19 protein-coding genes and 1 pseudogene are annotated in these 23,368 nt (G+C 37.6%); 12 read left to right on the plus strand and 8 right to left on the minus strand.

Annotated features, from left to right (window positions below):
- Positions 1-4 precede the first annotated feature (4 nt).
- Together dapF and KTJ10_RS04260 are read left to right on the plus strand one after the other, a co-directional pair.
- Positions 5-850, plus strand: a complete 846-nt coding sequence (gene dapF, locus KTJ10_RS04255) for a diaminopimelate epimerase (RefSeq protein WP_002118553.1) — start codon at positions 5-7, stop codon at positions 848-850.
- A 161-nt stretch (positions 851-1,011) separates the two neighbouring features.
- Positions 1,012-1,557, plus strand: a complete 546-nt coding sequence (locus KTJ10_RS04260) for an alpha/beta fold hydrolase (RefSeq protein WP_262441566.1) — start codon at positions 1,012-1,014, stop codon at positions 1,555-1,557.
- A 46-nt stretch (positions 1,558-1,603) separates the two neighbouring features.
- On the opposite strand, the gene KTJ10_RS04265 is transcribed toward KTJ10_RS04260, so the two are convergent.
- Positions 1,604-2,227, minus strand: coding sequence for a LysE family translocator (locus KTJ10_RS04265; protein WP_262441442.1), 624 nt, complete (start codon positions 2,225-2,227; stop codon positions 1,604-1,606).
- Between the two features lie 165 nt (positions 2,228-2,392).
- Here KTJ10_RS04265 and xerA point away from each other — a divergent pair, with 165 nt between their 5' ends.
- From xerA to gyrA, 4 genes are all read left to right on the plus strand, one after another.
- Positions 2,393-3,280 carry a site-specific tyrosine recombinase/integron integrase gene (gene xerA / locus KTJ10_RS04270; RefSeq protein WP_199113258.1) on the plus strand — a complete coding sequence of 296 codons (888 nt, stop codon included), beginning with the start codon at positions 2,393-2,395 and terminating at the stop codon, positions 3,278-3,280.
- 461 nt (positions 3,281-3,741) lie between these two features.
- Complete coding sequence (locus tag KTJ10_RS04275) at positions 3,742-4,491, plus strand: electron transfer flavoprotein subunit beta/FixA family protein (RefSeq protein ID WP_002118903.1); 750 nt, start codon at positions 3,742-3,744, stop codon at positions 4,489-4,491.
- Positions 4,492-4,508: 17 nt separating this feature from the next.
- Positions 4,509-5,441: an electron transfer flavoprotein subunit alpha/FixB family protein gene (locus tag KTJ10_RS04280; RefSeq protein ID WP_002118921.1), complete on the plus strand. Its 933-nt coding sequence runs from the start codon at positions 4,509-4,511 to the stop codon at positions 5,439-5,441.
- Between the two features lie 365 nt (positions 5,442-5,806).
- Complete coding sequence (gene gyrA / locus KTJ10_RS04285) at positions 5,807-8,521, plus strand: DNA gyrase subunit A (RefSeq protein ID WP_032007057.1); 2,715 nt, start codon at positions 5,807-5,809, stop codon at positions 8,519-8,521.
- Positions 8,522-8,565: 44 nt separating this feature from the next.
- Here the strand turns inward: gyrA and KTJ10_RS04290 are convergent, their stop codons facing one another.
- The 4 genes from KTJ10_RS04290 to KTJ10_RS04305 are packed head-to-tail and all read right to left on the minus strand — an operon-like array spanning position 8,566 to position 13,415.
- Positions 8,566-9,663, minus strand: coding sequence for an ABC transporter permease (locus KTJ10_RS04290; RefSeq protein ID WP_262441443.1), 1,098 nt, complete (start codon positions 9,661-9,663; stop codon positions 8,566-8,568).
- Positions 9,660-10,790: an ABC transporter permease gene (locus KTJ10_RS04295; RefSeq protein ID WP_180752373.1), complete on the minus strand. Its 1,131-nt coding sequence runs from the start codon at positions 10,788-10,790 to the stop codon at positions 9,660-9,662. The genes KTJ10_RS04290 and KTJ10_RS04295 overlap by 4 nt, the downstream gene beginning before the upstream one ends.
- A gap of 3 nt (positions 10,791-10,793) precedes the next feature.
- Entirely contained in the window at positions 10,794-11,915 is a 1,122-nt protein-coding gene (locus tag KTJ10_RS04300; RefSeq protein ID WP_032007062.1) for an HlyD family secretion protein, read from the minus strand.
- A gap of 12 nt (positions 11,916-11,927) precedes the next feature.
- Positions 11,928-13,415 carry a TolC family protein gene (locus KTJ10_RS04305; RefSeq protein ID WP_087400047.1) on the minus strand — a complete coding sequence of 496 codons (1,488 nt, stop codon included), beginning with the start codon at positions 13,413-13,415 and terminating at the stop codon, positions 11,928-11,930.
- Positions 13,416-13,800: 385 nt separating this feature from the next.
- Here KTJ10_RS04305 and serC point away from each other — a divergent pair, with 385 nt between their 5' ends.
- Positions 13,801-14,880 (plus strand): 3-phosphoserine/phosphohydroxythreonine transaminase, encoded by a 1,080-nt coding sequence (serC, locus tag KTJ10_RS04310; RefSeq protein WP_262441444.1) that lies wholly within the window; start codon positions 13,801-13,803, stop codon positions 14,878-14,880.
- Positions 14,881-15,118: 238 nt separating this feature from the next.
- Here serC and KTJ10_RS04315 read toward each other — a convergent pair whose 3' ends face one another.
- A complete protein-coding gene (locus KTJ10_RS04315) occupies positions 15,119-16,060 on the minus strand; it encodes a hypothetical protein (protein ID WP_068556679.1) in 942 nt (313 codons plus the stop codon).
- Positions 16,061-16,306: 246 nt separating this feature from the next.
- Between KTJ10_RS04315 and KTJ10_RS04320 the strand changes: the two genes are divergently transcribed.
- Positions 16,307-16,795 carry a YaiI/YqxD family protein gene (locus KTJ10_RS04320; RefSeq protein WP_078210287.1) on the plus strand — a complete coding sequence of 163 codons (489 nt, stop codon included), beginning with the start codon at positions 16,307-16,309 and terminating at the stop codon, positions 16,793-16,795.
- Between the two features lie 7 nt (positions 16,796-16,802).
- Positions 16,803-17,711, plus strand: a complete 909-nt coding sequence (locus KTJ10_RS04325) for a DMT family transporter (RefSeq protein ID WP_005067734.1) — start codon at positions 16,803-16,805, stop codon at positions 17,709-17,711.
- A gap of 29 nt (positions 17,712-17,740) precedes the next feature.
- Here KTJ10_RS04325 and KTJ10_RS04330 read toward each other — a convergent pair.
- Positions 17,741-17,821 (minus strand): annotated as a pseudogene (locus KTJ10_RS04330) (PilZ domain-containing protein); the annotation flags it as partial.
- 149 nt (positions 17,822-17,970) lie between these two features.
- Between KTJ10_RS04330 and KTJ10_RS04335 the strand changes: the two are divergent.
- The 3 genes from KTJ10_RS04335 (at position 17,971) to KTJ10_RS04345 (ending at position 22,401) form a co-directional block, all read left to right on the plus strand.
- Positions 17,971-19,206 carry a lipoprotein-releasing ABC transporter permease subunit gene (locus tag KTJ10_RS04335; protein WP_004790618.1) on the plus strand — a complete coding sequence of 412 codons (1,236 nt, stop codon included), beginning with the start codon at positions 17,971-17,973 and terminating at the stop codon, positions 19,204-19,206.
- Positions 19,199-19,885 carry a lipoprotein-releasing ABC transporter ATP-binding protein LolD gene (lolD, locus tag KTJ10_RS04340; RefSeq protein WP_086265479.1) on the plus strand — a complete coding sequence of 229 codons (687 nt, stop codon included), beginning with the start codon at positions 19,199-19,201 and terminating at the stop codon, positions 19,883-19,885. Before KTJ10_RS04335 ends, lolD begins: the two co-directional genes overlap by 8 nt.
- Positions 19,886-19,968: 83 nt before the next feature.
- On the plus strand, positions 19,969-22,401 hold the full coding sequence (locus KTJ10_RS04345; protein WP_262441445.1) for a DNA internalization-related competence protein ComEC/Rec2: 2,433 nt from the start codon (positions 19,969-19,971) through the stop codon (positions 22,399-22,401).
- Here KTJ10_RS04345 and KTJ10_RS04350 read toward each other — a convergent pair.
- Positions 22,354-23,337 carry a lysophospholipid acyltransferase family protein gene (locus tag KTJ10_RS04350; protein WP_262441446.1) on the minus strand — a complete coding sequence of 328 codons (984 nt, stop codon included), beginning with the start codon at positions 23,335-23,337 and terminating at the stop codon, positions 22,354-22,356. The genes KTJ10_RS04345 and KTJ10_RS04350 overlap by 48 nt on opposite strands.
- Positions 23,338-23,368: the final 31 nt, after the last annotated feature.

Below are 23,368 nucleotides of genomic sequence, written 5' to 3' on the forward strand. Positions count from 1 at the left end.
TGAAATGTTGTTAGAATTTACTAAAATGCATGGCCTAGGCAACGACTTCATGGTGGTTGATCTAATCAGCCAACGTGCTTATTTAGATACAGAAACAATTCAACGCTTAGCCGATCGTCATTTCGGTATTGGTTTTGATCAGCTTTTAATTGTTGAACCACCAGATTTACCAGAAGCAGATTTTAAATATCGTATTTTTAATGCAGATGGGTCTGAAGTTGAACAATGTGGTAATGGTGTGCGCTGTTTTGCTCGCTTTGTACATGAGCGTCATTTAACAACCAAAACAAGTATTACTGTTCAAACCAAAGCAGGGATTGTCAAACCTGAACTGGGGCAAAATGGTTGGGTTCGCGTCAATATGGGCTACCCGAAGTTCTTGCCGAATGAAATTCCATTCATTGCAGAACAACCAGAAGCTTTATATACACTTGAGTTAGCTAACGACCAGAACATTAATATTGATGTGGTTAATATGGGCAACCCCCATGCTGTCACTATTGTTCCAGATGTATTAACTGCAGATGTTGCTGGCATTGGCCCACAAGTTGAGTCACATAAACGTTTTCCTGAACGTGTTAATGCTGGCTTTATGCAAGTAATTGATGAAAAACATGTTCGCTTACGTGTATTTGAGCGTGGTGTTGGTGAAACACTTGCATGTGGTACAGGTGCTTGTGCCGCTGCGGTAAGTGGTATGCGCCGTGGCTTACTTGCGAACTCAGTTGAAGTTGAACTTGCTGGTGGTAAGCTACAAATTGAATGGCAAGAGGGTGATGTGGTTTGGATGACGGGTCCAACAACTCATGTATATGATGGGCGTTTGGATTTACGTTATTTCCAAGGTTAATCGCATTACCTAAATAGAAGCCTCTTTTCATCAGCTAAATTGATAAAGAGGCTTTCTTTTATATGTACAATAATTTTTTAATTTTATTACTTTATAACAATATGAATAATTTAATTTTCTTACCCGGCGCATCAGGTAGTATGACATTTTAGCATCCCTTAATTGAAAAATTACCTCAGCAGTATTGTACAAAAATTATTGGTTATCCCGGTTTTGGAGATACACCAGAATCCCTTGAAGTCAAAAGTTTTGAAGACCTAACAAATTATGTGGTCGATCAAATTAATGAAGAATCTGTAATTATTGCTCAATCAATGGGTGGGATTTTTGCCGTTGCCGCAGCGCTAAAAAAAACTCATTTGGTGAAAGGGCTGGTCTTAATTGCTACTTCTGGTGGAATCGACCTTAAGCGATTTAATGTACAAGACTGGCGTGAAGCATACCGCCAAACATTTTTAAAATATCCTGATTGGTTTATTACTACCAATGTTAACTACGAAGAGTTTTTATCAGATATAAACATTGAAACTTTATTAATCTGGGGCGATAACGATCCAGTGAGCCCCGTTCAGGTGGGTCAATATTTAAATCAAAAATTTGAAAATTCGATGTTATATGTTGTGAAAAATGGCGACCATCAATTGGCAGAAGAACATGCTGATGAAGTGGCCGCACAAATTAATGATTATTTAAAAAAGATGAAGTAAGTTTTTTAAAAACGGAAGCGTGCTGTGTTAGCACGCTTTTTAAAATTTATCTTTTACTCAAAGCTAATTTCAAAGCAAACAACACAAAAATACTGCCTGTAATTCGGTCCATATATTTCACAAATTTGGGTTGCTTAAGATAACGTGACAGTGGCTGCATAGCTAAAATTAATAAAGTTGACCATAACATTCCAATCACCACATGAATCATTACCAGTCCCATCACCCAAGTAACTGCCGATGCTTGTGGTGGAATAAACTGCGGAAGAAATGAAATATAAAAAATACCAACTTTGGGATTAAGTAAATTACCCAAAAAACCTTTAATAAACCAATTCTGTGAAGGAGATATGTCTGAACTATTCTCTTGCATGTCTGCGATTTGGTTACGTGGTTTTAAAATCATATTCAAACCCAGCCACGCTAAATAAGCAGCACCCATCCATTTCAGAATATTAAAAGCTAAATCAGAAGCCATGAGTAAAGCACCCAGACCACAAGCAACCACAATTCCCCATACAATACAGCCAAGACAAATACCTACAGCTGCTTGAAATGCTTTCGATTTACCTTCAAGTGTTGCTGTACGAATAATTAAAGTCGTATCTAAACCCGGGGTAAGTGTAAGTAAGGTAATCGCAATTAAATAAGGAATGAGTACGGTGGTCATGGCCGCAAAGTCCAATGAATACTTGGTGTAAATTGTAATATATAAATTAGATCAGCATTAGATTGTGCGGTATCAAATTTTCATGATCACATAGTTTTTGGTACACTCAAAAAAATGAGCAAATAAATGGAGAGCAATTTGGATTTTGCATTACAACTGCTCTCAATGTGGTTAAAAGAAAGAAAAATACAGAATCAATCTGAGCATACAATTACGGCTTATGAAAGAGATGTTAAAAGCTTTCTTGAGTTCTGCGAGCACAAACAACTAGATTTGAGAAATATTGAAGCTTCAGATTTAAGAGAGTACTTAGCGCAGCGTGTCGAACAGGACCAGTTAAGTTCAAGTAGTATGCAACGCCATCTCACCTCAATTCGCCAGTTTATGAAGTGGGCTGAACAAGGCAAATATCTAGAAATTAATCCTACTGACGATTTTAAGTTAAAACGCCAACCTAGACCTTTACCAGGCATGATCGACATAGAAACAGTTAATCAAATTTTAGATCAACCTATGCCTGAAAAACCAATTGATCAGCAGCTTTGGTTAAGAGACAAAGCGATGCTCGAGTTACTTTACTCAAGTGGTTTACGTCTGGCTGAATTGCAGGGATTAACTGTTAAAGATGTAGATTTTAATCGCCAACTTGTTCGTATTACAGGTAAAGGAAATAAAACACGTATAGTACCATTTGGGAAAAAAGCAAAAGAAAGTCTATTGAACTGGTTGAAAGTTTATACAATTTGGAAAGGACATTTTGATCAAAATGATTCTGTCTTTATTTCCTTACGAGGAGGGGCGCTTACTCCAAGGCAAATTGAAAAACGAGTGAAGCTTCAGGCACAAAGAGCAGGTGTAAATGTTGATTTACACCCACATTTACTCAGACATTGTTTTGCTAGCCATATGCTATCGAGTAGCGGTGACTTGCGTTCAGTACAAGAAATGCTAGGCCATAGTAATTTATCTACAACACAAATTTATACCCATATTGATTTCGATCATTTGGCTCAAGTGTATGATCAAGCTCATCCAAGGGCACATAAAAGCTAAAAGTTAAAAAATAGACTCAATCAAAGATAATTAAATTGAGATGTTTTAGGTGAATGTAGAGATCATTTGTATTTTTTTACAAATTTGTTTAAGAGAAATAAGGGAAACTACCCAATTGACAATTTTGATCTTTGAGTATTTTGTGGACGACTGGGTCTAAAAAACCTTGAATTGAAGGCTTTAAAAAGTAATCTTATGTTTCTAGCTAATATGCTAAATAAGATAAAAAGATAATAAAAATCAATATATAAAATAGAGTGTAAAAAGAATAAAATAGATCCTCATAGCAGTTTAAAAATTTTTTATGAACTGAGCATTTCATCTTTTTTATAGCAGTAGCGGAAATTGTGACTTGACCGAAATGCCAAACACATTGCAAGATAGGGTACCTAAAAAATTTTAATTGAAGAGTTAATATACTTTTCTCAACATTTACTTTTGCTAGAACAGCCGAGGATTACATGAAGGCTCTTGTTGCTGTAAAACGCGTGGTTGATGCCAACGTTAAAGTTCGTGTTAAGCCGGACAATAGTGGGGTTGACCTTACCAACGTAAAAATGTCAATTAACCCATTTTGTGAAATCGCAGTGGAAGAAGCGGTTCGCTTAAAAGAAAAAGGAACAGTATCAGAAATCGTTGTTGTTTCTGTAGGTCCTAAAGAAGCTCAAGAACAAATCCGTTCTGCAATGGCTCTAGGCGCAGACCGTGGTATTTTGGTTGAAACTACTGATGAAATTGGCGCTTTAGAAGTTGCTAAAATTTTAAAAGGTGTTGTTGAAGCTGAAAAACCAGAACTTATCCTTCTTGGTAAACAAGCAATTGATGATGACTCTAACCAAGTAGGTCAAATGCTTGGTGCATTATTAGGTGCTGGTCAAGGTACATTCGCTTCTGAAGTGAAAGTTGATGGCGGTAAAGTACAAGTGACTCGTGAAGTTGACGGTGGTTTACAAACTGTTGAGCTTACACTTCCTGCAATCATCACGACTGACTTGCGTTTGAACGAGCCACGTTATGCTGCATTGCCTAACATCATGAAAGCTCGTAAGAAGCCACTTGATACTAAATCTCCTGCTGATTATGGCGTTACAGCTGGTACTAAGCTTAAAACTGTTAAAGTTGAAGCTCCAGCAGAACGTAAAGCTGGCGTACAAGTGAAATCTGTAGATGAGCTTGTTGAAAAATTGAAAAATGAAGCGAAAGTGATCTAATACGGAAGGATAAAATCATGAGTATTTTAGTTATCGCTGACCACAACAACCAAGTACTTAACGGTGCTACTTTAAACGTTGTTGCTGCAGCACAAAAAATCGGTGGTGATATTACTGTATTAGTTGCTGGTTCTGGTGCTCAAGCAGTTGCTGATGCTGCTGCTAAAGTTGCTGGTGTAAGCAAAGTTTTACTTGCTGACAACGCTGCTTATGCAAACCAATTAGCTGAAAACGTAGCTGGCTTAGTTGCTGACTTGGCTAAAGGTTACAAATACGTTTTAGCTGCTTCTACAACGACTGGTAAGAACATTCTTCCACGTGTTGCTGCTCTTCTTGATGTAAGCATGATCACAGATATCATTTCTGTTGAATCTGCGAACACATTCAAGCGTCCTATCTACGCTGGTAACGCGATTGCAACTGTTCAATCTGACGAAGCAATCATTGTTGGTACCGTTCGTGGTACAGCATTTGATCCAGTTGCTGCGGAAGGCGGTTCAGCTGCTGTTGAAACAGTTGGCGAAGTAAAAGATGCGGGTATTTCTCACTTCGTATCTGAAGAAATCGTTAAGCTTGATCGTCCAGAATTAACTGCGGCTCGCATCGTAGTTTCTGGTGGTCGTGGTGTAGGTTCTGGTGAGAACTACCATAAAGTACTTGATCCATTAGCTGACAAGCTTGGTGCAGCACAAGGTGCTTCACGTGCAGCAGTTGATGCGGGCTTTGTACCTAACGATTTCCAAGTTGGTCAAACTGGTAAAATCGTTGCGCCTGAGCTTTATGTTGCTGTAGGTATTTCTGGTGCGATCCAGCATTTAGCTGGTATGAAAGATTCTAAAGTTATTGTTGCAATCAACAAAGACGAAGAAGCGCCAATCAACAGTGTTGCTGACTACTGGTTAGTTGGTGATTTGAACACTGTAGTACCAGAATTGGTATCTAAACTTTAATCTTTACTGATTAAAGCTAAAAAACCCTTAGTTTTTACTAGGGGTTTTTTATTATGGATAGTGACCTGAAATGTATAACTGAGACTTTTATCTCATTTGAGGTTTGATTTTTATAGAATAAAAATCACATAGTTTTACGAAGATGAGAAGATGCTCGTTATAGCGATATGATAAGAATAATATGCAATTAAATTATACAAATATCACCAGATTGGCGGTGTAGATTCCGCACATTACATAGTGCTTTTATGCTATAGTATACAGCTATATTTTTTTCGATTTTAGTTCAGTTTCCGGAACTAAATTTTTTGCAAGATCAAGACATATAAGCAGATGGAAATTTCTATCTGTAAGAAGGAGTATGCATGAGCGTATCGGAAATCCGACCGATTGCCATTGAGGACGAACTCAAGCATTCATATTTAGATTACGCGATGAGTGTAATCGTATCTCGTGCATTGCCGGATGTGAGAGACGGTCTTAAACCTGTTCACCGTCGTGTGCTTTATGCCATGCACGAATTGGGCAATGACTATAACAAAGCCTACAAGAAATCTGCGCGTGTTGTTGGGGACGTAATCGGTAAATATCACCCTCACGGTGACTCAGCTGTTTATGAAACCATTGTACGTATGGCTCAGGACTTTAGCTTACGTTATTTATTGGTAGATGGTCAGGGTAACTTCGGTTCGATTGATGGTGATAGCGCAGCTGCAATGCGTTATACCGAAGTCCGTATGACCAAGCTTGCACACGAGCTTCTTGCAGATCTAGAAAAAGACACGGTTGACTGGGAAGATAACTACGACGGATCTGAGCGTATTCCTGAAGTACTTCCGACACGTGTTCCTAACTTGTTAATTAATGGTGCTGCTGGTATTGCCGTAGGTATGGCAACCAACATGGCACCGCATAACATGACAGAAGTTGTGAATGCGTGCTTAGCCTATGCTGACAATCCGAATATCTCGATTGAAGGATTGATGGAATATATTACTGGTCCTGACTTTCCTACAGGCGGTATTATTTACGGTAAATCAGGTATTGTTGATGCCTACCGTACAGGTAAAGGCCGCTTACATATTCGTGGTAAGTACCATTTCGAAGAAGATGAAAAGACAGGCCGTACAACGATTGTCTTTACTGAAATTCCATATCAAGTAAACAAAGCAAGAGTTATTGAACGTATTGCCGAGTTAGTGAAAGAGAAAAAACTTGAAGGTATTTCAGAACTTCGTGATGAGTCTGACAAAGAAGGTATGCGTATTGCAATTGACTTAAAGCGTGGTGAAAACGCTGAAGTCGTTGTAAATAACTTATTCTTAAATACTCAACTTGAAAACTCATTCAGCATCAACATGGTTTGTCTTGATAACGGACAACCAAAATTGATGAATCTGAAAGATATTATTGCGGCATTTATCCGTCACCGCCAAGAAGTTGTGACACGCCGTACCATGTTCGAACTGCGTAAAGCACGTGAACGTGGTCATATCTTAGAAGGCTTAACCGTTGCTTTAGCCAATATCGATGAAATTATCGAGACGATTAAAACTTCTGCTAACCCTGCTGAAGCGCGTGAGCGTTTACTTGCAGGTGAGTGGGCAGGTGGTGGTGTCGTTTCATTGCTTGAAAAAGCTGGTGCAATTTCTGTTCGTCCAGATGAAATCGAAGGTGAAGATCCAAATCGTCCATTTGGTTTAACTGAATCGATTTATCGTTTATCACCAACACAAGTAGGCGCAATTTTAGAATTACGCTTACATCGTTTAACAGGTCTTGAACAAGACAAATTACATGCAGAATATACTGAAATTTTAGGTCAAATCGCTGAACTTACTGCGATTTTGAATGATTTCAACTTATTGATGGCTGTAATTCGCGAAGAGTTGGCACTGGTACTACAACAGTATGGTGATGGGCGTCGCACTGAAATTATTGAATCACGTATTGATTTTAGTCGTGAGGATTTAATTCCTGAAGAGCAAGTTGTATTAACGGTTTCACAAACAGGTTATGCAAAAACTCAACCACTTTCAGACTATCAGGCTCAGCGCCGTGGTGGTCGTGGTAAGTCGGCAACTTCAATGAAAGATGATGATTTTATTCAACATCTCATTGTAGCTTCAAACCATGCGACTGTGCTGTGTTTTACCAACGTAGGTAAAGTATATCGTCTTCGTGTGTTTGAAGTGCCTCAAGCATCACGTGGTGCCAAAGGCCGTCCGATTGTGAACTTGTTACCTTTAGATGCGAATGAAACAGTAACAGCTATCTTGCCTTTGACTGAGTTTCCAGAAAACCATTACGTATTTATGGCGACAGCATCAGGTACGGTTAAACGTGTTGATTTAGAGCAATTCGCTAACATCCGTTCAAATGGTTTACGCGCAATCGAACTCAATGAAGAAGATACCTTAATTGGTGTTGCGATTACTGATGGTAATCAGCAAATCATGTTGTTCTCGAACGAAGGTAAGGCAATCCGTTTTGCTGAGACTGATGTACGCGCAATGGGTCGTACTGCGAAAGGTGTTCGTGGTATGCGCGTGAGCTTTGCAAGCAGTACTTTAAGTGAAGAAGATGCAGATGTTGAAAATGATGAATCAGATGACAATGACGATTCAGCAGATTCAAATTTAGTAAGCCGTATCGTATCGCTTGTAGTTGTACCTGAAACAGGTGAAGTACTGTGTGCAAGTGCCAACGGTTATGGTAAGCGTACTCCAGTAAATGACTTCCCGACCAAGAAACGTGGTGGTAAGGGTGTAATTGCGATTAAGACAAGCGAACGTAACGGTGAGCTTGTTGGTGCAGTGTCTATTGACGAAACCAAAGAATTGTTACTTATTTCTGATGGCGGTACATTAGTTCGTACCCGTGCAGCAGAAGTTGCAATGACTGGTCGTAATGCACAAGGTGTACGTCTAATTCGCTTAAGCGAAGAAGAAACTCTAGTAGGCGTTGTTTCTATTGAGGCTGTCGAAGATGAAGAAGAGTTTCTCGAAGGCGAAGTAGATACTACTGAAACTGATAGCGAAGAAGCTGTATCAAATAATGAAGATGCTTCTGAAGACTAAGTAAAACTTAAATAAAAAAGGAAGCATAAGCTTCCTTTTTTATTTTATGAAGAAGATTTTTTAACAAGCCGATAATAAGATAAAACCACCAATATTAATCCAAGGGTTCCAAGAAAAATCAGTTTTGGTACAACCGTGGCTAATGGAACACCCATCTGATTAAGTTGCACAAACATTTGTACCGCATGTGTTGAGGGTAAACACCACGCAAACCATTGTAGCCATTCAGGCATTGCTTGATGAGGCCAAGCAGCTCCAGTTAGTAAGAATAAAGGTACAGAGCTAAACACAATAATATGTCCGGCACGTTCTGGCATATCCAAAAGTGATCCGATCAACATACCTAATCCAATCACACAACTAATAAAAATAGGAACAGCAACTAGTAAACCAGTGAAGTTTCCACCGTGTGGGTAGTCATTGAACCACAAGGTAAAACCGAAAAGATAAAAACATCCTAAACAGCCAATGGTAAATATACTTGCGAAGATTCCAGCAAAACGAACAGCTGTAATTTTTTCATGTTGCTCCCGATAGCTAGCTATTAACATTGCCAAACCTAGCACAATCGTTTGATGAATAATTAAAGATGCAACAGCCGGAAAAATATAACTTCCATATCCTGAAAGGGGATTAAATAACGGCACTTGATGAATAGAAAGCGTTGGCTGGAAGTGTGTGCGTTGTCCAAATTTTTCAATATATTCTTTTAATGTAGCTTCTATCGAGGTTGCCAGACCTAAACCAATTTCTTTAGTTTTTAAAAAGTTGGTTGTGCTTAAGTATAAGCCGATTCCACCTGTTTCTCCGCGGCGTAGGCTTTGGGTTAAGTTATTTGGTAAAAGTAAAATACCATCAGCTTTTTGCTCACGTACCATTTGTTCAGCTTGTAAAAAATTGCTGGTAACGGTAACGATATGAACATGGGGGCTATTTGCACTTTGGCCAATCAATTGAGAAGTTAAGAGGCTTTGCTCTTCATCGACAATCACGATTGGAATAGATTCTGCACGCTCAGCTTTATAGGCGGTAGGATAAAAAAAGCTATAAAGAATGACCGATAAAATTAGCGTTGTGAAAACTGAGCTATTACTTACAATGTCTTTAAATGTTTGCCCATAAGCCTTAAAGAATTCTTTCATTGCGTTGCCCCTCGAACTAATTTTTTAAGCAATAGACAACTTAAAAAGAAGTAAATCAGGCAATAACCGATGAGTATTAAAAAAGGAATCATTGAAATGAAAACTGGACTGCCGATCACCCATTGTTCGGTTTGAAGCTTTGCATAAGGAGTATAAGGAATAATGAGTGACCAAAACTTGGTGAAAATAGGGGCATTATTTAAAGGTAACGTAACGCCTGCGAAACTTAAAGAAGAGCCGCCATATACTGCGATAAAGCCAAAAGTCTTACTTAAATTTTTGGTTGCAAGAATGACGGTGCTACTAATCAAAGCATAGGCAAAATAAAGTAAAAACTGTGCACATAACAATAAACTAAGAGAACCTGCTACGAACCAGCCACGGATTTCGACTAGCCAAAACATCCATACCCATGTCCATGCACAAAATATAAGGCTATAAAGCAGATTTTTGGCCAATAAGCCTTGAATAAAACTTTCTCGGTTTACCCATGCTGTTAATGTGCCACGTTTAAGTTCTTGTCCAATAGCAAAGGCAACACAGCAACATAACAATAAGTGCAATACAGCAGGAACCATGAAAGGTTCTAAGTAAAATTCATAGCTCATACTTGGATTATAAAGCGTTGAGATTTTTACATGAGCCGTAGGAACATCTAGATAGGGAATACTATTTACAAGATAACTTTGACCAGCATAGTCTGCTAAAGCATTGAGGGTACTGACTAGCATTGCTGAAGAAATGGTGTTTCCGACACTAAAAAAAGACTGATTAAATGCAATGCTGATTTGAGCATCTTGTGCTTTAACGAAGCGCTTTTCAGCACCGTCTGGAATAAAAACATACCCCCATATTTTGGTTTCATTGAGTAGTTGTTCAGCCTCAGCAGAACTTGCCGTAATTGTTTTAATGTCTACTGTATGATTCAACGAAAGATACTTTTCAATATTACGGCTGAGTTCACTTTGGTCCTGATCAATAATTGCAATTGGTAAGTGTTCAGCTTTACCTGCGTAAAACATGCTGCTAAACATGAAAATGATAAAAGCAGGGATAAGTGTCACCATACACAAATCCCATTTATTGCTTTTTAGATAGTTTAGTTCCCGTAATATACTGGCAAACATGCTTTATTTTTCTTCTTTAATTTTAAATAGAACACTCATACCAACCTTTAAGTCTTTGACAGGATTTTCAGGTACCAGATGTAATTTGAAGCTACGAATATCATAGCCTCCAGTTTGGCGAGTCGTTTTAATGGTGGCAAATTCACCTTCAGCATCAATATTCTTGATTTTAAAATTCACATTCTGATTAAGAGCTGGAATGAATCCTTCAAGAGTTTTATTTTTATAAACAGAGGCGTATTGATTTTCACCTACGTTTAAACTTACCCATAAATCATCATCTTCTAAAATGCTGACAACAGGCACGCCCATAGCGACTAATTCAGAAGGTTTACCATAAGTTTTTGAAACTGTGCCTGAAATAGGTGAGAGTAAACGTGTCTCTTCCTCTAAAGCTTTTGCTTCAGCTACTGCAGCTTTTGCAATTTCAACCTGTGCATCTGCTGTAGATTTTTGTTGGCTGGTACTGCCACGTTTTGCACGGGCATATTGCTGATAAGAGGCTTCACTTAATTCTTGAGCAGAAGTTTGTGCAGCAAGCATTTCATCTCTTCTTTGACGTGAAATGACGCCTTGTCTATATAAATTCTCACCACGTTGGTAAGTAGTTTTGGCAAGGTTTGCTTGTGCTTTCGTACTTTGCCAGTTGGCATAAAGAGTATCGATATTTTCTTGTTGAGAACCTCGATCTATCGTAGATTGAAATGCTAAAGCCGATTGTAAGGTAGCCAAAGCTTGTTGCTTTTTAGCTTCTATTTCAGGGCTAACCAAACGAACAAGGGGCTGGCCTTTGGAAATTTTCTGGCCTTCTTGTACATAAATTTCTTCAATACGACTTGGAACTTTTGTACTTACGTGAATAGTTTCAGCTTCAACTCGGCCTTGAAGTTCAATAGGTTTCGGCTGATAGCTTTTCCACAAACCAAAAATAATTAAACCTAATAGGGCAATAATAATTACACCAATAATCAGTTTAATTTTAGAGTTTTTAGGTGGTTTTGAATCATCTTTATTTGTGTTTGATTCTTGATGGTCACTAACTTGATCATCTTTTTGAACTTGGGTGGTTTCTGCCGTATCCGCAACAGGAGAATCTTGTTCTGAATGAGCTGAGTCTTGATTCATTTTATACTCCCATTAACGAATATAGTCGGTATGTGGTTGATTGACATAAGCTTTAAACTGGTCAATTGAGCCGTGACTTTGCAATAAAGTCGCGAGTGACATGACATATTTATAAGCATTTAAAGCCATTTCAGTTTTTAACGCACTTAATGCATTTTGCGCATCAATCACTTGGGTTGCTGTACCCATTCCTTCCCGGAAAGAAAGTTCTTGAATACGTAGGTTTTCTTGAGCGGCATTTACGTTTCTTTGTAAAAGCTGATGACTTTGTTGAGCAGAGTTGAGCTCGTTATATGATTTATTCAAAAGTGCTTCAATCTCTTGTTTAGTTCGTTCAGTCATGAGTTCAGAAGCGTAGCGCTTTAATTCAGCGGCATGAATATTCTTATTTTTATCTACCCCAGAAAATAGGTTGTATTTTGCCATTACACCGACAATCCAGTTTTCATTTTCATCAAGAGCATATTCACCAAATGCAAATAGACTTGGTTTTTTTGCTGCTTGTTGAGCTTGAATATTGACGTTAGCCAGTTGAGTATCCATCTGCATTTTTTGTACAAGGCTAGACTTTTGTGAATAACTGGTTAAAAGTGATTCTAGAGACTGGCTGGGAGTGTTGTTTACAAATAATGGTGTACTTAAATCGACATTATTTTGTTGATGTAAAAGATTATTAAGGCTAAAGCGGCTGGCGTTTAAGTTAGCTTGAGCATTTTGTAAAGTACGTTCTGCATTATTACGAGCGACTTCAAACTGCATGCGTTGCCCTTTACTAATAAATCCTTGTTGTTCGAGCTTTAGGGCATTGCTGTAATGTTTTTGCATTGCATTAAAGTTAAATAAGCTACTTGCAACCAGCTGCTGCTGTAACTGCACATTAAAGTAACTTTGTACTACTTCAAATCGCTGTATATCTTGTTGTTGTTGGCTTGAAAGTTCAGAGCGCTGTGCTTGTATATTTGCTATTTTTTTAGCACTGCTGGTTAAGCCGCCTGTATAGAGTGGCATTACGACTGAAATAGAAGGGCGTACCACCTGATCTTCGATAGTCAGGTTTGCGTAATCAGGAAAGCGATTTATACCATCATGTATGGTTTGGTTTGCACCTTCTTGAACTTGACCCAGCACATCTGATGGAATGACATTGTTCCACTGAGAAAGTTTATCATTTAGCCCTTGGCTTAAATCATTCTCAAGTTTTTGTTTAAAAGAACCAAGGGGAACATCTGTTTCACTATGAAAAGCGTAGGCTCTGACATTTAAATCAACTCTAGGTAATCCGAGGCCTTTTACTGCTTCAGCTTCTAATTGAGATGCTTGCTGTAATGCCTGGTTGGCCTGAGTGCTATATGAACTTTTCAAAGCTTGTTGTTCTGCTTCAGCATAACTTAAGCTTTCGGCGTATAAGTGATTAGTGAAAAAAAAGCCTAAAGCCAAAGCAAGATGTTTGGGTTTAAATGAAAAGGGAAAAATAGACTGTCTATATCGATGTGTTGGCATTTTAAATAACAATTTTTGGCATCCCTTATAGTTTAAATTTCTTGTTATTAAATTCAATTATCATCTTGTTTATTATACATTTGTATAAAAACATGGTGGTTTTTAGCTCCTTTAATTATTGAATTTACTAAGCCAATATTTTTGTAATAGCTATCAAGGTATGTGAAATGATAATCACAAGTCAAGTTGATCTTTTTGCTTAAAAAATTTTTTAAATGAGGAAGCTGGTCATTAAAACTAAAGAAATAACGACAACAATAATTGAAAAAATAAAGCTAAATACAGTCCAGCATTGAAATATTTACTTGAGAAGCTGCTGCAAGCTTAAGCAATCTGTGGTTAAATGCCATTTTTATTGTGTTTGACTTTATACAAGGGAAAAATCATGCGCGCGTACAATTTCTGTGCTGGTCCTGCTGCATTACCTACTGCCGTTTTAGAAAAAGCTCAACAAGAATTGTTGGATTGGCAAGGTAAAGGTCTATCCATCATGGAAATGAGTCACCGTAGTGCTGACTATGTTGCTGTGGCTGAAAAAGCTGAAGCAGATTTACGCAAGTTAATGAATATTCCAGAAAATTATAAAGTACTATTTTTACAAGGCGGTGCGTCATTACAATTTTCTGCGATTCCTTTAAACCTTTTAGGTAAGAACAGTAAAGCCGATTATATTCACACCGGCATCTGGTCTGAAAAAGCGTTAAAAGAAGCAAAACGTTATGGCGATATTAATGTTGTACAAGCTGGCATTAAAGTAGATGGCAAGTTCGCAATTTCTGAACAAAGTGAATGGAATTTATCTGACGATGCAGCATATGTACATTATGCGGATAATGAAACGATTGGTGGCTTACAGTTCGCAGGAATTCCTGATGTAAAGGCTCCACTTGTTTGTGACTATTCATCAAGTATTTTATCTGCTCCATTAGATGTGACCAAGTTTGGTTTAATCTATGCTGGCGCACAAAAAAATATTGGTCCTGCTGGTTTAACAATTGTCATTATTCGTGATGACTTACTTGATCAAGCTAAACCAGAAATTCCAAGTATTTTAAAATATGGTGACCAAGCCAAAAATGGTTCTATGGTAAATACGCCATCGACTTACGCTTGGTACTTGTCTGGTTTGGTATTTGAGTGGTTGCTAGAGCAGGGTGGGGTAGAGGCGATCCATAAAGTGAACCTTGAAAAAGCTCAGTTGTTATATGGTTATATCGACTCAAGCGATTTCTACAATAACCCGATCGCAATTCCAAACCGTTCAATTATGAATGTACCGTTTACCTTGGCAGATGAAGCTTTGGAAAAGCAATTCTTAAAAGAAGCGGAAGCTAATCACTTGTTGAATTTAGCTGGACACCGTTCTGTAGGTGGTATGCGTGCAAGTATTTATAATGCCGTACCATTAGAAGGCGTACAGGCTTTAATCAAATTTATGGATGATTTTGCAAAGCGCAATGGTTAAGCAAATCAAATAAATAAAGCCCTCAAATGAGGGCTTTATTTATTGAATAAGTTATAAATTAAAAAGGCACTAAACCAAACTGGTGCATGAATATGGCAGCTAAGAACATACCCAAGACAAAAAAGCAAAACGCACCAGTATCGACCTTTACGCGCAGGCTACTGGATTGAATGAGGCTGGTAGTTTGTTCGGGTATAATCTTCATTCAATAACCTAATTATTAAAATATTAGTGAAATTCAATTAGTTTCACCCTTTTTAGCACAAATAGTCGCCTGAATCCAGATATTACCGCGAATATATTCGCCAATATTAAAGTTTTTATACAAATCGTTTTTGGTTGCAATGCGCACTAATATGGCAGGAAGATCATCTTCTAAAACCAAAGTAACATCATAAAGGGTATATTCTGCCCCCATAAATGTCATAGAGGTTTTGCCAACAATATTACCTTGGAACCAGGCTTCATCTTCTTGACCAAGATTTTCGCCATATAAATAAGCGACCATTTTAGAAAAATCAACGGTTACAGGTTCTTGATCTTCTGGACTTTTTGGCTGCCATTCATTAATGAGTTCCTGTAAGTTTTCAGGAGCAACACCATTATGTTCAGTTAAAATTGCATTTAATGCACGGTGATGTTTAATAGAAGCTGGGTCATCAACAATGATTTTTTCACCTGCTGGAACAGGTTCTAATTCATAAGCCCATGCATTAAATTGGACTTGATAGTTTTGATTTTTGTCATATTGACAGTAGTTAACACTAAATAAATTATCAAATGCATAAACAGTTGTATTTTTATTTAGTCTTAAACTTAACACGGCTTGTGTAGCAGAGTCACAAGTAATGATGCGTTCAATTTTCGCATTATATTGGTATGGACTTTCAAAACTTGGGAAGGCTGTTTTAAGCGCACGAGGTTTTTGGTTTTCAACAGCAATAATTTGATTGATGGTAACTTTTTGGTCTTGTGGACCTTGAATGAGCCAAAAAGATTGGTCCATGTCTTCTTCATGTTCACACAAACCCATTGGCATTACAGGTGCATCAAGTGCTAGTCCTAACCATTTTGGTACATCTGTTTCGGGATGGGACGTCAATAGATTCCAATGTTCTCCATGACTACCAAAATTTTGGTCATTTACTTTAATAACTTCTGGACTGTTTTGATTTTTCATAAGCACGATGCTGTTGGGTTCACATTACTTGTTATATTAAATCGAGGGTGTTTGCTATTTTTCAAGTCACCATATGTAAATTCTCTTGTAAAAGCGCGTATTTAGTCATTTAAAGAGAAGCGGCGTTTCTATTTATAAGTTAAAAGTAAGTTTAATTTATAAAAAATTTAAATGTTGAAATTAAAAATCAGTTTAATCGTTATTTTTACTCACCTTCGAAAAGCATCTGTTAGACTTAGATTTTTAGTGGAAATAGAGAATAACGTGCTGCCATTTAAGCTATGGGTAGATGCAGACGCCTTACCGAAAATTTTACGTGAAGTGATTTTACGTGCATCAGATCGTTATCAATTAGAAGTCATTTTTGTTGCTAATCAGAATGTTGGTATCACCCCTTCAGTACGAATTAAATCAATACAGGTTTTAAGTGGTGCCGATCAGGCAGATAAAGAAATAGTTGATCGTATGGTTGAAAATGACATTGTCATTACGCAGGATATTCCTCTGGCAGCTCAAGTGATTGAGAAAGGAGGCGTTGCTATCCATCCGCGTGGTGAAGTCTATACAACTGCGAATGTTAAAGCACGTTTACATCTGCGTGATTTTATGGATACGCTTCGTGGTGCAGGTGTGCAAACTGGTGGACCGCCTCCTATTTCCGAGCGAGATAAACGTGAATTTTCAAGTTCATTAGATCAAACGATTTTAAAGCAAAAACGTAAAACAGCTAAGTGAGCATCGCATGCCATCGCAAACCAATTTGGCTCTAACCTATGCCTTGTTAGTGTTTATCTGGGCAACCACTCCTTTGGCAATTGTCTGGAGTGTGTCTGATCTGCATCTGATGTGGGCATTGTTATTACGCTTTTTTATTGCATTGCCTTTGGCTGTCATCATATTGCTAATTTTAAGAACACCTTTCCCGACGCATCGACAAGCAGTTCATAGCTACATTGCCGGATCTTTTAGCTTAATTGGTTCTCAAATTTTCACCTATGCCGCGACCCAATATTTAAGTTCAGGCATGATCGCACTTATGTTTGGTTTAGCGCCGATTATGGCGGGGCTTATTGGTCGGTTTGCTTTTGGCCAACAACTTTATAAGCTGCAATGGTTGGGTATGGCAATTGCGGTCTGTGGGTTAGCTATTATTTGTCTGAGCGGTGCGAATCAGCATGTACATCCGTTTGGTATTGTACTTATGCTAATCAGTGTGTTTGTTTATTCTTTTTCAATTTTCTGGGTCAAGAAAGTTAATGCACAGATCCAGCCGATGGCTCAGGCAACAGGCTCTATTTTAGTGTCTTCTATTTTTGCTAGTTGTTTTATTCCATTTATTTGGCAATATGCACCAACACATTTGCCAGAAGCTAAATCTTTATTTGCCCTAATTTATACGGTACTGATGGCTTCATTAGTCGCCATGTTTTGTTATTTCAAACTTATACAAAATATTCAGGCAACGACTTTATCTTTAACGACAGTTATTACCCCTATGTTAGCGATGATCATTGGAGCTGCTTTAAACCATGAACAACTTTCAATTATGGTTTTTGTAGGTGCTTTCATTATCTTGTCTGGACTCTTTTTATATTTCTATAAAGACATTCAGGCAAATCGGAACTTTGCTCAACATATGAAGTCTAAATAGGAGAAGATTTGGGTAATTTGTTGAGCTTATTCATTAAATTGTTCTAATTCGTAGCGAAATGCATGATCAAATTGATCTCCTAACTTAAGTAGTAGAAAATAGCGCAGCAATATAATATTAGGATTGTTAAGGGAAGATCAGAACTTACTGATTTTTAAACCTTAATACAGCATCTAACGGTATGGTCAAATTATAGATGTGGGTGCAAGTTGCTATCAACATCTTATATTTTCCATCAATGACCTTGGATTTAGAAGGTATGTTTAAACCAATCTCACTGTATATAGGGTTGAGATATACTCGCGCAAGACGCAGTAATCATTTTATTTCTTTTATTGCATTGGTTTCGATGGTCGGTTTGACACTAGGTGTCGCTGTGCTGATTACAGTACTTTCTGTCATGAACGGTTTCGATCGCGAATTGAAAAACCGTGTGTTAGGAATGGTGCCGCAAGCAACAGTTTCATCTACACAAATCCTCACGGATTGGCCTGAACTGGTAAAACGAGTTGAACATCATCCACATGTAACAGGGGTTGCACCTTTTACGCAATTGCAAGGTATGTTAACTGCGCAGGGGCAAGTCGCTGGTATTATGGTGACGGGTATTGACCCAAAATATGAAAAGAATGTTTCTATTATTCAAAATCATATTGTTGCCGGGAGTTTAGATTCACTTAAAAAAGGTGAATTTGGTATTGTGCTTGGTAAAGATATGGCTGATTCATTGGGCTTACGTCTAAATGATAGTGTGACATTGGTTTTACCAGAAGCAACACCGTCTCCAGCAGGTGTTGTACCTCGTTTCAAGCGTTTTAAGGTGGTTGGTATTTTTAGTGTAGGCGCTGAAGTCGACTCTATGGTGGGTTATATCGCCCTATACGATGCTTCAACCTTATTACGCTTACCAGATGGTGCCCAAGGTGTCCGTTTAAAACTAGATGATATTTTTGCAGCGCCACAAGTTGCTGATGACTTAGTCAAAAGTTTACCAAGCAATTTCTACGCGACGAACTGGACCTATACGCATGGTAATTTATTTAATGCCATCCAAATGGAAAAAACTCTAGTCGGTTTATTGCTTGTCCTTATTATTGTGGTTGCAGCATTTAATATTGTTTCATCATTGGTCATGGTGGTGACTGATAAAAAATCTGATATCGCAATTTTGCGTACATTAGGCGCTTCGCCATCCATGATTACTAAAATATTTATGGTGCAAGGCACCGTGATTGGGGTGATTGGTACAGTTGCAGGTACGGTTTTAGGTGTAATTTTAGCTTTAACCATTAGCGATATCATTTCATGGTTTAACAATGTGTTGGGCTTAAATCTATTTGATGCTTACTTTGTACATTACCTTCCTTCTTATTTAAGATGGCAAGATGTGACGATTATTGTGATTGTTTCTTTACTTTTAAGCTTCTTGGCGACTATTTATCCGGCACTTCGTGCTGCCAAAGTTCAACCTGCTGAGGCACTGCGCTATGAGTAAAATTGTTCTAGAAGCGAAAGAAATATATAAACATTTTGATGACGGTAAATCTAAAGTTGAAGTCATTAAAGGTCTTTCTTTACAAGTTGAAGCAGGGCAGTTTGTTTCTATTGTCGGTGCGAGTGGTTCAGGTAAAAGCACTTTGCTCCATGTGCTAGGTGGTTTAGAGCAGCCAACTCAAGGGCAAGTATTTTTAAATGGTCAGCGTTTTGATAATTTAGGCGAAGCTGAACGTGGTTTTCAGCGTAACCAATACCTCGGTTTTGTTTATCAATTTCACCATTTATTACCTGAGTTTTCTGCTCTTGAAAATGTCGCGATGCCTTTAATGCTTCGTGCAGATAGCCAATTTAAATCGGTAAAAGCGCAAGCTGAATATTTACTTGATCGAGTTGGGTTATCTCATCGTATGGATCATAAGCCAGGTGAGCTTTCAGGTGGTGAGCGCCAACGTGTGGCGTTAGCGCGTGCTTTAGTCACTAAACCTGCGGTTGTTCTGGCTGATGAACCTACAGGTAATTTAGACCGTAAAACAGCTCTAGGTATTTTTGAATTACTGACCGATCTTAAGAAAGAACTTAACATGGCAATGTTAATTGTGACCCATGATGAGCATTTAGCTCAGGCTGCTGATTCTATTTTGCACATGCAAGATGGACTCTGGGTGAGTAGTTCTTAAAAAATTGTCATTAAATCACATTGTTAAAGCCCACTGAGTTGGGCTTTAATTTTGCCCCTAAAAAGATAATGATATGACTTTAAATGTTAAAACTTATTTTAATGGGGTGGATTGGGGGTATTGCATTTATGGGGAGAGATATCCCTTTAATAATGCAATATGGGTGGGTAGGTAAAGTCTTGCTTGTTATGGGCTTTATTTTTTATATTTTTAAGAGAAATATTTTCTTAAATCGCCCCATATTAAAAGCCATTTACTGTCTAGTCTGTGCTATTAGTTTTTTTACTATAGGACATCAATATGCTCAGCATACCTTAAATGAAAGATTACAACTGCGACAAATGCAGCCTAAATCTTTAGATATTGTTGTGTATGTAGATCGTATAAGTGAAGAAAAAGAAGATAAGACGCAGCAACCCGTTCAGGTACTAGGGCAGTCCTTACATCCCGTCAATTGGCTTTTATATTTAAAAAATCAAAAAGTAAACTCAGCGTTAGATGAATCAAAATTACAATTAGGCCATTATTATCGAATTTCTGGCAAAACCAAACCTGCTCATAGTTACGCAGTGGCCGGTGTTTTCGACCAAGAACAATGGTTCATTCAACGAAATATAATGTCTGGTTTTAGTGTTCAGCATATTGAGCCTTTAAGCTCTGATGAAGTTTATCAGTTGGGTTATCAACAGCATTTAAAAGAGCAACAAAAATTCTTTAACAGACAAAAATTAAATATAGAAAAATTGCGTCTGACATTTAGATTAATGTTAAAACAATCTCCTTTACAAAATAAAGGACTGTTATTAGCTTTATTAACAGGGGATGAAAGTCTTTTAAATGATGAGATTAAAAATCAATTTAAGGAATTAGGAATCTCTCATTTGTTGGCCATTTCAGGGCCTCATGTACTCATTTTTGCCATCATGTTCTCTTGGGGATTACATCAATTAGTACGACGATATTATCCGCAGCTTTATTTGCATCAACCTAAACAAATTTGGGCGATGATTCCATTATGTTTCGGTGTTTTGATTTATACGGCATTTGTTGGTTTTGAAATTCCCGCCTTACGAACTTTACTTTCAGTATTTTTATTTGCTTCTTTGTTATTAATTAAACTGTCTGTTAAGCCATTTTCACTCTTGGTTTACAGTGCAAGTCTGCTTTTATTTTGCGATCCTTTTAGTGTTTTATCGGCAGGATTTTGGCTCTCTTATGGTTCTTGCTTTATTTTATTACGGATTTATCAAACTATAGAGCAGGCTCCAAATCTTGTTTTAACTAATCTGTTATCTAGAATCATTCTTTTCAGTAAAATTTTAATTGAATCTCAAGGCAAAATATTTATTGCTTTATGTCCTTTAATGCTGATTTTCTTCCAACAGATTTCATGGGTTGCCCCTTTTACAAATATTATTGCAGTTCCTTTACTCGGAGGTGTGATTGTTCCTTTAAACATTTTTGCTGCTTGTGTATGGCTTATTTTTAACCCATTCGGAAATTTACTTTTTCAAATTAATGATGTCCTGATTAGTATAGTACTGACGTGTTTTAATCTTTTAGAGAAATTATCTCTACCATTACAAGGCTTTAGTCTGACATCACTTGATTTAGTTTGCCTTAGCTTCGTTATTATTATCTTATTTTTACCGCGTGGAGTTTTACCAAAATCTTGGGGACTAATATGCTGTTTACCCTTGATCATTCCAGATAAGTCATCCCAGCAAATTCAATTAAATATTATAGATGTGGGACAGGGACAAGCTATTTTCTTGCAACACCCGCAGCAGACATGGCTCATCGATACGGGTGGGTCTTATGATGAGAAAGCCTTTAGTATTGGTCAAAATGTCGTGATTCCATATTTACGTCAAAAGGGAATTAAACAACTGGATCACGTCGTACTGTCTCATCTCGATCAAGATCATAGCGGAGCATTTCCTTCTATCGCTCAGGCTTTTCCTATTAAACAAGTCATATCAAATGAACGATGGACAGAGCAAATTAAAGAGCCATTTACTTATTGCCATCAAGGGCAAAAATGGCAATATCCACAGTTAGATATTGAAATCCTTTGGCCTAAAGAAAATGATTTAAACTTAGTTCCTTCTAATCAAAATCAATATTCTTGTGTGGTTTATATTCATTTAAAACAGATAAATGGCTATCAAAATTATTTAATCATGGGTGACGCAGGGTGGGAAGCAGAATATCAACTCATGAAAGAATATCCTGATTTAAAGGTAGATGTTCTGGTATTAGGTCATCATGGGAGTAAACATAGTTCGGCTTATGACTTTTTAGCGACTCTAAAACCAAAGCTTGTTGTTGCCTCTACTGGCTTTAATAATCGATACGGTCATCCAAGTAAAGAAGTGTTAGCGAGAGTACAAGCACTTAATATTCCGTTTAAAAGTACAGTTGAACAAGGAACATTAAGCTTTGTATCTCGCAATCATGAGATAGTTTTATATACTCGACGTTTCGAACGTACCTGGCTTCACAGGAATTTGTGAAGCTTCTGCTTTAAGCTTATCTACAATTTGAAGTGCTTCAGTCGGATCAATATTGTAAATATTATCTAAAGCAGGATTTGCTTTAAAACGTTTATAACTCCAGTGGTAGTGCTCTGGATATTGATGAATTAGTTGTTCAATTGCTTGATGGATGACATACGTTCCGTCATCTGCTGTACCTTCATAAATCCTCTCATCCATAGGCTCGATATGCATCGTAAAACCATCATTTTCATTACGAATTGCATAAAGGAATAAAGCTTTAGCTTTTGTTTTCTGGATAAGCTTGGCACTTAAATTACTGGAGGCAAGTGGAACACCAAAATAATTAATCATGTCACCACCAACATTTGGTGTATGGTCAGGTAAAATTACAGTGGTTTCACCTTGTTTTAATGCTTTAAAAATTTGTCGAACACCAGTTTCATCGGTAGGAACCAAGTTAGCTTGTTCACGACTACGTGCTTCTCGAACAAAACGGTCTGCATCTACATTTTTTACAGGTTTATATAAAATTGTCATTGAGGTGAACTGTGCACACCATGCATTCATGATTTCCCATGTGCCAAAATGTGGAACAATTAAAACCACACCTTTTTTTGCCGCTAGTGCTTCATGAAAGTAATGTTCACCTTCAATATGATGAATTCTTGAAATATTCTTACTATTTGATGAGCCCCAGATACTTAAAAATTCAAAATATGAGGTTAACTCGTTACGAATAGCTTGTTGTGTAATGTCTATGCGTTGTTGTGGCGTTAAATGAGGAAGTGCGATTTGTAAGTTAAGTTCAATACTCTTTGAGGTTCTAGTAATTTTTAAAGTATTGACTAATCCTGCCAACGTGCGGGCAATAAAACGTCCAAATTGAATTGGTTGGCGGCTAAAAGTTTTGAGTAAATAATAGTTCATGCTTTTTACATCTAGTTTGGTCATCTATCGCGGTAAAAAGGAGGCAACAAGTAAA

It is taken from the genome of Acinetobacter sp. WU_MDCI_Abxc222, assembly GCF_025514755.1.
Classification (GTDB): domain Bacteria; phylum Pseudomonadota; class Gammaproteobacteria; order Pseudomonadales; family Moraxellaceae; genus Acinetobacter; species Acinetobacter geminorum.

Coding starts and splice junctions, on each gene's coding strand:
- gyrA (WP_032007057.1), top strand. CDS start 5,807: ATGAGCGTATCGGAAATCCGACCGATTGCCATTGAGGACGAACTCAAG.
- lolD (WP_086265479.1), top strand. CDS start 19,199: ATGAGTAAAATTGTTCTAGAAGCGAAAGAAATATATAAACATTTTGAT.
- dapF (WP_002118553.1), top strand. CDS start 5: ATGTTGTTAGAATTTACTAAAATGCATGGCCTAGGCAACGACTTCATG.
- KTJ10_RS04315 (WP_068556679.1), bottom strand. CDS start 16,060: ATGAAAAATCAAAACAGTCCAGAAGTTATTAAAGTAAATGACCAAAAT.
- KTJ10_RS04275 (WP_002118903.1), top strand. CDS start 3,742: ATGAAGGCTCTTGTTGCTGTAAAACGCGTGGTTGATGCCAACGTTAAA.
- KTJ10_RS04280 (WP_002118921.1), top strand. CDS start 4,509: ATGAGTATTTTAGTTATCGCTGACCACAACAACCAAGTACTTAACGGT.
- KTJ10_RS04325 (WP_005067734.1), top strand. CDS start 16,803: ATGCCATCGCAAACCAATTTGGCTCTAACCTATGCCTTGTTAGTGTTT.
- KTJ10_RS04265 (WP_262441442.1), bottom strand. CDS start 2,227: ATGACCACCGTACTCATTCCTTATTTAATTGCGATTACCTTACTTACA.
- KTJ10_RS04295 (WP_180752373.1), bottom strand. CDS start 10,790: ATGTTTGCCAGTATATTACGGGAACTAAACTATCTAAAAAGCAATAAA.
- KTJ10_RS04345 (WP_262441445.1), top strand. CDS start 19,969: ATGTTAAAACTTATTTTAATGGGGTGGATTGGGGGTATTGCATTTATG.
- xerA (WP_199113258.1), top strand. CDS start 2,393: ATGTGGTTAAAAGAAAGAAAAATACAGAATCAATCTGAGCATACAATT.
- KTJ10_RS04350 (WP_262441446.1), bottom strand. CDS start 23,337: ATGACCAAACTAGATGTAAAAAGCATGAACTATTATTTACTCAAAACT.
- serC (WP_262441444.1), top strand. CDS start 13,801: ATGCGCGCGTACAATTTCTGTGCTGGTCCTGCTGCATTACCTACTGCC.
- KTJ10_RS04290 (WP_262441443.1), bottom strand. CDS start 9,663: ATGAAAGAATTCTTTAAGGCTTATGGGCAAACATTTAAAGACATTGTA.
- KTJ10_RS04335 (WP_004790618.1), top strand. CDS start 17,971: ATGTTTAAACCAATCTCACTGTATATAGGGTTGAGATATACTCGCGCA.
- KTJ10_RS04300 (WP_032007062.1), bottom strand. CDS start 11,915: ATGAATCAAGACTCAGCTCATTCAGAACAAGATTCTCCTGTTGCGGAT.
- KTJ10_RS04305 (WP_087400047.1), bottom strand. CDS start 13,415: ATGCCAACACATCGATATAGACAGTCTATTTTTCCCTTTTCATTTAAA.